At 56.3% G+C, this 8,908-nt stretch carries 7 protein-coding genes; 4 read left to right on the forward strand and 3 right to left on the reverse strand.

All coding sequences use genetic code 11. The annotated features are described in order from the left end of the window. On the reverse strand, positions 1-292 hold a 292-nt coding region (locus VGE80_RS14165; RefSeq protein WP_440593122.1), incomplete at its 3' end, for a hypothetical protein. 222 nt (positions 293-514) lie between these two features. After that, a complete protein-coding gene (locus tag VGE80_RS14170; RefSeq protein WP_440593123.1) occupies positions 515-1,834 on the reverse strand; it encodes a DEAD/DEAH box helicase in 1,320 nt (439 codons plus the stop codon). 922 nt (positions 1,835-2,756) lie between these two features. Between VGE80_RS14170 and VGE80_RS14175 the strand changes: the two genes are divergently transcribed. Continuing rightward, entirely contained in the window at positions 2,757-3,407 is a 651-nt protein-coding gene (locus VGE80_RS14175) for an NAD(P)H-dependent oxidoreductase (protein WP_440593124.1), read from the forward strand. Between the two features lie 225 nt (positions 3,408-3,632). On the opposite strand, the gene VGE80_RS14180 is transcribed toward VGE80_RS14175, so the two are convergent. Continuing rightward, positions 3,633-4,832, reverse strand: coding sequence for a M20/M25/M40 family metallo-hydrolase (locus VGE80_RS14180; protein ID WP_440593125.1), 1,200 nt, complete (start codon positions 4,830-4,832; stop codon positions 3,633-3,635). A 363-nt stretch (positions 4,833-5,195) separates the two neighbouring features. Between VGE80_RS14180 and VGE80_RS14185 the strand changes: the two genes are divergently transcribed. The 3 genes from VGE80_RS14185 to VGE80_RS14195 form a co-directional block, all read left to right on the forward strand. Then, positions 5,196-6,875: a CocE/NonD family hydrolase gene (locus tag VGE80_RS14185; RefSeq protein WP_440593126.1), complete on the forward strand. Its 1,680-nt coding sequence runs from the start codon at positions 5,196-5,198 to the stop codon at positions 6,873-6,875. A gap of 223 nt (positions 6,876-7,098) precedes the next feature. Further along, entirely contained in the window at positions 7,099-7,584 is a 486-nt protein-coding gene (locus tag VGE80_RS14190; protein ID WP_373652035.1) for a DUF1579 domain-containing protein, read from the forward strand. Positions 7,585-8,085: 501 nt separating this feature from the next. Next, a partial coding sequence (locus tag VGE80_RS14195) for a PAS domain-containing protein (RefSeq protein WP_440593127.1) occupies positions 8,086-8,908 on the forward strand: 823 nt, incomplete at its 3' end.

Genomic DNA, 8,908 nt, shown 5'->3' on the forward strand with positions numbered 1-8,908 from the left:
CCAGATAGGCCCAGCCTTCGACCGGGATCGTCATACGATGCTGACTGACGATGAACCAGAGCGGAAATTTGAAGCCGGATCGCTTTAAGGTCTGGAAGACACGAATCGCCCCGGATGCACCGATCAGGACGACGACGCCACGAAAGAAGATGTGGCCGGGTACAGACCAATTCCGGGCAATTTGAGGTGCTCGAAAATAGACCGCCGTCAGCAGCAATGCCACAACGATCGGCAAGATCCCCGCAAAAGGACTTCGCTTCGAACGGTTCGTCGACAGGATGGAATCAGACATTCACTGCAACCGACTAACGAAGAAACGGACTGCGAGCGACTGCGAAACGGATTACATGCAATCGCCGATGGGGCGTCCAGTCTACACCCCGATTTTTATCTGTACAAAAGAACATCGCCTGCTGCAAGGAAACTTGCAGCAGGCGCTCGATGTCAACTCAATGCACGCTCGGTTGACGAGGGGGCACTTCGCACCGGGGGCAAGCACCGGGCCGAATTGAGTTTACCTGCTGCTGTAATCCCGGCGGCGGGGGGGACCACCTGCCCGACTTCCCTGGCCAGGGCGTCGATCACCCATCGCCCCTTGGGGTCGCCGTGGGGGCATCCCGTTCGTCCCATCGGTCGGACGTGCTGGACGGTGCGGCTCGCGGGTTTCAAAGTCGTGCTTGATTGCAGCAACAGGCGCAATCACCAGGTTCGGCGTCTTGGCGACTTCGATCGGCTGTCGGATTGCTCGCTCAATGGCTCGCAGTTTGGATCGTTCGGTTGGATCGCAGAAGGACATCGCGATCCCCTTCGCGCCTGCACGACCCGTTCGTCCGATTCGGTGGACGTACGATTCGATTTCCGCTGGCAGGTCATAGTTGATCACGTGGGTGATCCCGTCGACATCAATTCCGCGAGCGGCGATGTCGGTCGCGACCAGTACTTGCAGTCGGTTCGACTTGAAGTCCGCCAAGGCGCGCTGGCGTTTGGCCTGTGACTTGCCGCCGTGGATCGTGTCGGCGCGAATTCCCGCCTGCATCAAGTGACGCAGAACCTTGTCGGCGCCATGCTTGGTACGGGTGAAAACCAGAGCTCGAGCAATTTCCGGCATCGTCAGCAGCGTCTGAAGCAGACGCGGCTTGTTTGATTGCGGAATCATGAACACCGATTGCTGGACTGTTTCCGCAGCGGTCGCAACGGGCGTAATTTCGACCGTGACGGGATTGCTCAGCAACGACGTTGACAGTTCGCGAATTTCTCGCGGCATCGTGGCCGAAAAGAATAACGTCTGTCGAGCTTTGGGAACTCGTTCGGCGATGTGACGAATATCGTGGATGAAGCCCATGTCGAGCATTCGATCTGCTTCGTCGAGCACGAATGTTTCGACGTGGCTGAGGTCGACATGACCTTGCCCGATTAGGTCACACAATCGTCCTGGGGTAGCGACGACAATATCGATTCCGCGCTGCAGAGCGCGCACCTGCGGAACCTGACTGACACCCCCGAAAACCAGCGTGTGACGAATATGGGTGTTCTGGCTGTAGGCCAGAATGCAGTCGGCAATCTGGATTGCCAATTCTCGAGTGGGGGCCAGGATCAGCGCCCGAATTGGACGACGAACCTTCGCTGAAGGAACGCCAGCTTCCATCAATCGATGGAGAATTGGCAAGGAGAATGCGGCCGTCTTTCCAGTACCCGTCTGGGCGCATCCGAAAAGGTCGCGTCCTGCTAACGCGTGCGGAATTGCCTGTGCCTGGATCGGCGTAGGGGTTTCATAACCTTCTGCCTTAACTGCATTCAAAATGGGCTGACAAAGCCCGAGATCAGAAAAACTCAACGAAAACTCCCAGCGGACCTATCGGAAGCAGAACAACGATGCGAGAGATGCACCGGGCAAAGGGTCTGGGTCCTCAGTACGATGAGTCGACACAGCGTGGGCGACCGCCCCGCCATCAGACAAGATCACGAAAAGAGACTCCGTGGTCCTGCGACGACTCAGCTTGCAAGGAAACGACACCCGCCCCGAACACCGTGCTTCGCGCCATTGTTATGGCAGGAGGCCGCGTGATTTAAGGAACCCGCAAGTCGAGGATCTTCTATTGAATCGTCCCGTCGCGGATCGCAAGCGGGTCGTCTCGCTAGTAAAGCCCCTCTTCCAACGCAATGCTTGCGGGGATCAGGACGAGATGTGTCGGACGCAAACCGCGTCCCCATTAAAACCCATCGCACCCTGAAAGGGTTTATCCGATGGCACATTCAATCGTCCAAAGGATAGAAGAGCCGAAGCTCGTGAATTAGGAGTATAACCGAGAACTGAAAAGAGTACAGAGGGAACAGATCATTTCGTGCGAAAATTGCAGTACCGCAACCTCTCATTCCCCTTTTGCAACCGAGTCACCGGGACCGTCAGGTTCCCGAACAGCCTCACAGGCGGGAATACCGGTAGGGTCCGCAGCACCCGACAACCTTTGCCCGACATCCTCTGGGGGCGAGGGCACGAAAAAGATGACGTCCCGCCCCCCCCCCGCTCGGTGAATTCCCGCAAATCGTGGTCTGGCAGAGATCCGAGTTTGAATTCCACCTCATGGTCCCGGATCCCTCGTCCCGCGCACGCTCACTTCCCGTGAAATCATGAGATTCACGGAGATTTGCGGTACCGGTGGGACTTGATGTAAACCTGCCGGGGCCTATCATCCTTTCGACAGCTCAATCCCAGCCTCGTACGCAATGAATCCCAGTTCGCCGGAGTACCGTCCACAATGTCACCCATTGCCAGCGACATCGTCGAAAGACAACTCGAATGGCGGTACGCGACGAAGATGTTCGATCCTACCCGTGTCATTCCTCACTCGGACTGGAAGAGACTAGAGCAGACTCTGGTCTTGACGCCGTCGTCGTTTGGGCTGCAACCATGGCGGTTTCTGGTGGTGACGGGTGCCGAGACCAAGGCCCGGCTGAAACCCGCGAGCTGGAATCAGGCACAGATCGTTGATGCTTCGCATCTGGTGATTTTCGCCATTAAGAAAGATCTCAGCGCTGTCGAAATCGACCGGCATCTGGAACGCATGGCCGAAGTCAGAGGGGTCGCCGTGGAATCGATGCAGGGACTGCGCCGTGTCATGCTTGGGGCTCTGCATAATCCTGCGTTCGATATCAACGAGTGGGCGAGCCGCCAAGTCTACATTGCGCTCGGATTCTTCATGGCTGCCGCCGCAATGATGGGAATCGACACGTGTCCCATCGAAGGTTTCGAGCCCGCCAAATATGATGAGATTCTCGGTCTGACGGAGCATGGTTACCAGTCCACCGTGATCGCCGCTGCCGGCTATCGTTCTGATGCGGACAAGTATGCCCGCCTGCCCAAAGTTCGATTCAGAACGGAAGATGTCGTCCAGAACGTCGTGAACTAGATCACTGGATCGACCGAGCACGAATCGATTCGGTCGATCCTCAGTGGCAGTCCCGGTTGACGCATCCATGCTTAGGACCGCTTCTTTCCGGGCATCCGAGCCCCATCGAGCACGCTTGATTACCGCGTCGTTATTTTCTGATGCCGACACGTTTCGAACTTCGGGGGGCAGTGCTTATTACCAGTTGGGTGTGACCGAGCGACGCGGGAAAGTGCGCGGCGTGCCTCAGGTTGCGTCTGTTGCCAGAATCAAGGCGATCTGGCAGGCCTGCAGGAAGCTGGGGATGTGCAGTGTTTCATTCGTCGTATGAATGTCCTGCTGACCACACCCGAGAGTCACGGTGGGGAGACCGTGTAGTGCCATCCAGTTGGCGTCGAGTCCGCCATTGCCAATCCGAGTCTGGGCCGGCAGTCCAATTTTCTTCGTCGCGGCGAGTGCCCGCTGGACGACGGCCGAGTCGGCTGGCAGGCAGAAGGATTCGTATTGAAGCGTCGAATTGAACGTGACTCGGCCTGTTTCACCTTTGCTGGATCGGATTTCGCTTGCGGCGGATTCAAATGCCGACCGGTAAGCCTGGACAATCGTTTTGCGAAATTCAGGATCGTGGCTGCGGGCTTCCGCTTTGAGAGAAAGTCGGGGAGTGACCACGTTTGTGGCCTCACCCGCGTGAATGATCCCGACGTTACTGGTGCCCCGGTTCGTCCCCTTCTCGATCAGGCCGTGCCAGCCATTTTTTACCAGATTCGCAATCGCTAATCCCGCAATCGCGATGGCACTGACACCTTCTTCGGGGTGAACGCCAGCATGACTGGCAACCCCTTCAATCTCGACTGACATGGCGTAATCACCCGTCGCTCCGATGCAGATCTGCGACGGATCGCCTCCGTCCCAGTTAAAGCAGAGTTCGGGATTGCCGAGCAAATCCGCCGAAACATGGCGGGCTCCATATAGGCCAATCTCTTCCTGAACAGCGAACAGCAGAGTCGTTGGCGGATGTGGCAACTTCTTCTCAAGAATCTCGAGAGCCGCCGTCATGATCACGGCGACGCCTGCCCGATTGTCACCTCCCAGCCCCGATTCCGAATTCAGCGAGACGATCGATTCTCCGCGGACTGCGGGTTGGGAACCAACACAAATGGGAACCATATCCACGTGCGCCATCAGCAGGCGACTGGGGCCTGCAACAGAGCCTGGCAACGTGACGATCAGATTACCAACTTGACCCCCGCCCGGAATCCGCTCATTGGCACCGTCATCTTGGAATGCCGACGCGGGAAGCCCAGCCCGCATGAGACGATCTCGGATGAACTCCATCACGCGCCCCTCTTCGCGGCTGCGTCCCGGAATCGCCATCAATTGCTGGACAAGTTCAATCGCGGCATTGGCTTCCATCTGGTACTTCTCGAAAAGGAGGGATTCAAACAAGGCTCAGTTGCAGCGACTTCAAGCCTGACGCGACAGGGGCACGGGTAAACGCAGTAGGCCGTCCTCAATTCGCTTGAGCCTGGCGGGATCACCTTACCGACTTCACCCGGACCTGCCAACGAATCCCATCCGTCAGCGCATCGATGTTACACCGCTTCGATTTTCAGTCAGGTCAATTGATGGGGATTTCCTGCGGTTGGTCGCTGCAGGAGACATCATTTCTGGTGGGCAGGCGGGGACGGCCAACACCGATTCGAGTTCATCCGAACCGGGCAGAATTGTTGCTGGCACAATTGGAATAACGGTCGCTGATGCGTATGTTCCACTGCTGACAGTTCTGGAGTTACTAACAGGAGGAATTGCATGTCGTGGTCTCGTTGGCTGGTCATCACGGTTTTGGGTCTTTACTGCATCTCAGGGCAGCTCACTGCGGCAGAGGGTGTTGACCTGGGAGGGGTCACTGAAAAGCATGTCATGATTCCCATGCGGGATGGCGTCCGGCTTTCCGCCTTTCTCTATATCCCACCGGGCGAAGGACCGTGGCCAGTTCTTCTCGAGCAGCGATATGCAAACGCGAATGAACCGAGAACGCAGAAGTATCTCGCCAATCTCGCCAAGACAGGGGGCTATGTAACCGTACTCGCCAATTTTCGAGGGTCACAGCAGTCCGAAGGAGATTGGCGCGGCTACCGGTCGCTGGGCTGGGGGGAGCGTAAGGATGGATACGACCTGGTCGAATGGCTGGCGATCCAGCCGTGGTCGACGGGCAAGGTCGGGACCTTCGGCAGCTCGCAAGCCGGATTCGCTCAGAACTTTCTGGCAGTGACCCGTCCTCCCCATCTGGCTGCTCAATACATGATTGATACGGGGCTGAGCCTGTTCCACGAGGGGTATCGCATTGGGGGAACAACACGACCCGAACGATTCAAAACGCTCGATAAGATCGCCCGGGTTCCGGAACACAATCGCAAATTGCTCGCCGAATGGTTTGCTCATTCAACGTATGATGCGTATTGGGCCGATGAAGATTGTACGCGGTTCTTTGATCAGATGGATGTCCCCTGTTTCACCGTTGGCAGCTGGTACGACTTCATGTGTGTCGGTTCGATCGACAGTTTTATCGGTCGCCAGCATCGCGGCGGACCTCACTCGCGCGGGATCCAGCAACTGCTGATTGGGCCGTGGCTGCACAGCCGGTTTAAAGAAACCAATCAGTCCGGGGACCTGACGTACCCTGAGAATGCGAAGTTTCCCATGGATGCGCACATGTTGCGGTGGTTCGATTACCACTTGAAAGGAATCAATAACGCTGTCACGCAGGAACCGACTGTCCGTTACTATGTAATGGGGGCTGTGGGTGAAGAAGGAGCCCCGGGAAATGAATGGCGTACATCGTTCGACTGGCCTGTCGCGGCGACGCCAACTCCCTATTTTCCTCAATCAGATGGGACGCTCAAACTGACTGCCGCAGCCTCCAGTGACGCCACCGTGAGCTGGAAGGCCGATCCATTTCATCCGGTGCCGATCCCTTCGATCGCGTTTCCGGGGGCCAAGGATGCCCGCGAATTTGAAAAGCATGCCGATGTTCGCGTTTTCACGACGGAGGTGCTGGATCAACCCGTTGAGTGGACCGGCAAGGTGCAGGCGGAACTCTACGTGTCGTCCGATGCAAAAGACACGGACTTCATCGTCCGGGTCAGCGACGTCTACCCCGATGGTCGCTCGATTCTGATCATGGACTACGTCCGCCGAGCACGCTACCGAGACGGATTTGACAAGGAAGTATTCCTCAAGCCGGGTGAAGTTGCCAAAGTTGCCTTCGATGTGGGTTGGTTAAGTCAGATCTTCAACAAAGGTCACCGCATTCGTGTAACGGTGGCAAGTACCGGGGCACCGTTTTTCGAACCCAATCCGAACACGGGTGAACCACTGACGATTGATTTCCCGGCAAATGCTGTGGTGGCGACGAATTCTCTTCATGTCAACCAGCGACACGCTTCGAAAATCATGGCTCCCGTTGTGCCGACGACTGTCTCAAAGTGATTTTCAAAAATGTTGTCGATTCACCTTTGGCCGTTTCGACTAAGGGTTGAATCCTCAATTTTTGAAGTCAGGGGACGACATCCTCTCTTGACCGCTGTGCTGATGGTCCAACCGAACTCTGTCAGTGGGATCATGGCCAGTCCGGGAAATGAGTCGGTGTCGCTCGCCTGCTTCTCAAAGCGGGCCTCAACTCGAGTCGACCGTCCTTACAGTAGGAAAAACCATGGAAATTCCAAAACCGCTCAAAGAACACGAATGGCTGCAGCAACTCGTCGGAACCTGGACATGGGAGGCGGAGTGCGATGGCGGCCCGGGACAGCCCCCTGTCAGAAATACCGGGACTGAAGTCGTTCGTTCTCTGGGTGGGCTCTGGACCGTCGGGGAAGGGGCGAGCAAATCTCCCGAAGGGGAGGAATGTAATATGATCACGACACTGGGATTTGATCCTGCAACCCAAAGGTTCGTGGGAACGTTCATCGCATCGGTCATGACCCACCTGTGGCCGTACAACGGTACACTGGACGATTCCGGAACTGTGCTGGTTCTCGATTCTGAGGGGCCCGGGTTCTCAGGCGACGGAAAACTCTGTCGGTATCAGGACACAATCAAGATCGTCGACGCCGATCATCGCATTCTTTCGTCGCAAGTCATGGAGGAGAGCGGAACCTGGAAACACTTCATGACCTCCCACTATCGACGCCTTAAGTAGTCTCACCAGACCTTGAGACTACCACTTTATGAGTCTGTTCAGGCGGACTTGCATTTGCCGTTGGAGAAATTCCCCAACGGCAAATGCTCTTTATGGCCACGCTGCCGGAAGTTAATTCAAGTGGTCTGTTGCAGATTCAACTGACGTACCGGGGAATGCATTTCGGCCTCATGGGGAACGGCTGCCCTACCCTCGTCCGGGCTTGCTGCACTTCGCAGAATGAGTTCCGTAAGAAGCGTAAAACTCGTCTGAGTCGAATGTTGTGGATTTCCATCCGCTCGGGAACGACATGCATCGGGCTGGATTCACTTCCACATAACCTGCGCAGACACCCTGGATTGCGATTCGTCCCGCCACATACTTCTTGCAATCAAGTATTTTTGAGGTAGGGTTGGAATTCTGGATCAATTAGTAGGTGAGCACCTATTGATTCCTGGGAGCACCACCGATTCTGGTGGCCAGTTTAATAGTTCGCCCGGATATAGTCAGACGGAGAGACGTGTGGCCACGACAGATCGCCCGAACCGCGCAACCCCTGTGCCAAGATCCGCCTCAGCGGCCACAGTGCGCAAGGCGGAGCAGGAGCAAAAGGCGGCTATCGCTGAGGCGCTGATCCGCGCTCAGGCCATGATCGAGTTTGATCTGGAGGGCACGATCCTGTCGGCGAATCCTCTGTTCCTGAGCGTGATGGGGTATCAATTCGACGAAATCCAGGGCCGAAATCACCGCATCTTCGTCGACGAGGAGACTCGCGACAGCGCCGAATATCGAGAATTCTGGAACGCCCTGCGGCGTGGCGAGTTTCAAGCTGGCCATTTTCGCCGTCTCACCAAAGGCGGAACCGAAGTCTGGTTGCAGGCAACGTACACCCCGATCAGAAACAACAGTGGAAAACTGGTCGGCGTTACCAAGTTCGCGACCGATGTGACGAAGAAAACACTTGAGTACACAGAAAAGATCGGTATCACCAACGCTCTTAGCAAATCGCAGGCGATGGTTGAGTTTGAAATGGACGGCACGATCATCACCGCCAATGAAAACTTCCTCAAAATCGTCGGCTACACGCTGGATGAAATTCGAGGGCGGCATCATCGGATGTTCGTTGAAGAGGCGTTCCGGCACAGCCCCGCCTATCGGGAATTCTGGGAAAGCCTCAATCGAGGCGAGTTTACCGCGGCTCAGTACAAACGAATCGCGAAAGGAAATCGCGAGATCTGGATTCAGGCCACTTACAATCCCATCCTGGATCCCAAGGGACGTCCGATCAAGGTACTCAAAATCGCTGCGGACGTGACCGCGTCAGCGATTGAGCAGGCCCGTGCGA

The sequence above is a fragment of the Schlesneria sp. genome, from assembly GCF_036405755.1.
GTDB classification, from domain to species: Bacteria; Planctomycetota; Planctomycetia; order Planctomycetales; family Planctomycetaceae; genus Schlesneria; species Schlesneria sphaerica.

Excerpts from the sequence above, each read along its gene's own strand:
- VGE80_RS14175 (WP_440593124.1), top strand. The coding sequence starts at position 2,757 with ATGTCACCCATTGCCAGCGACATCGTCGAAAGACAACTCGAATGGCGG.
- VGE80_RS14185 (WP_440593126.1), top strand. The coding sequence starts at position 5,196 with ATGTCGTGGTCTCGTTGGCTGGTCATCACGGTTTTGGGTCTTTACTGC.
- VGE80_RS14190 (WP_373652035.1), top strand. The coding sequence starts at position 7,099 with ATGGAAATTCCAAAACCGCTCAAAGAACACGAATGGCTGCAGCAACTC.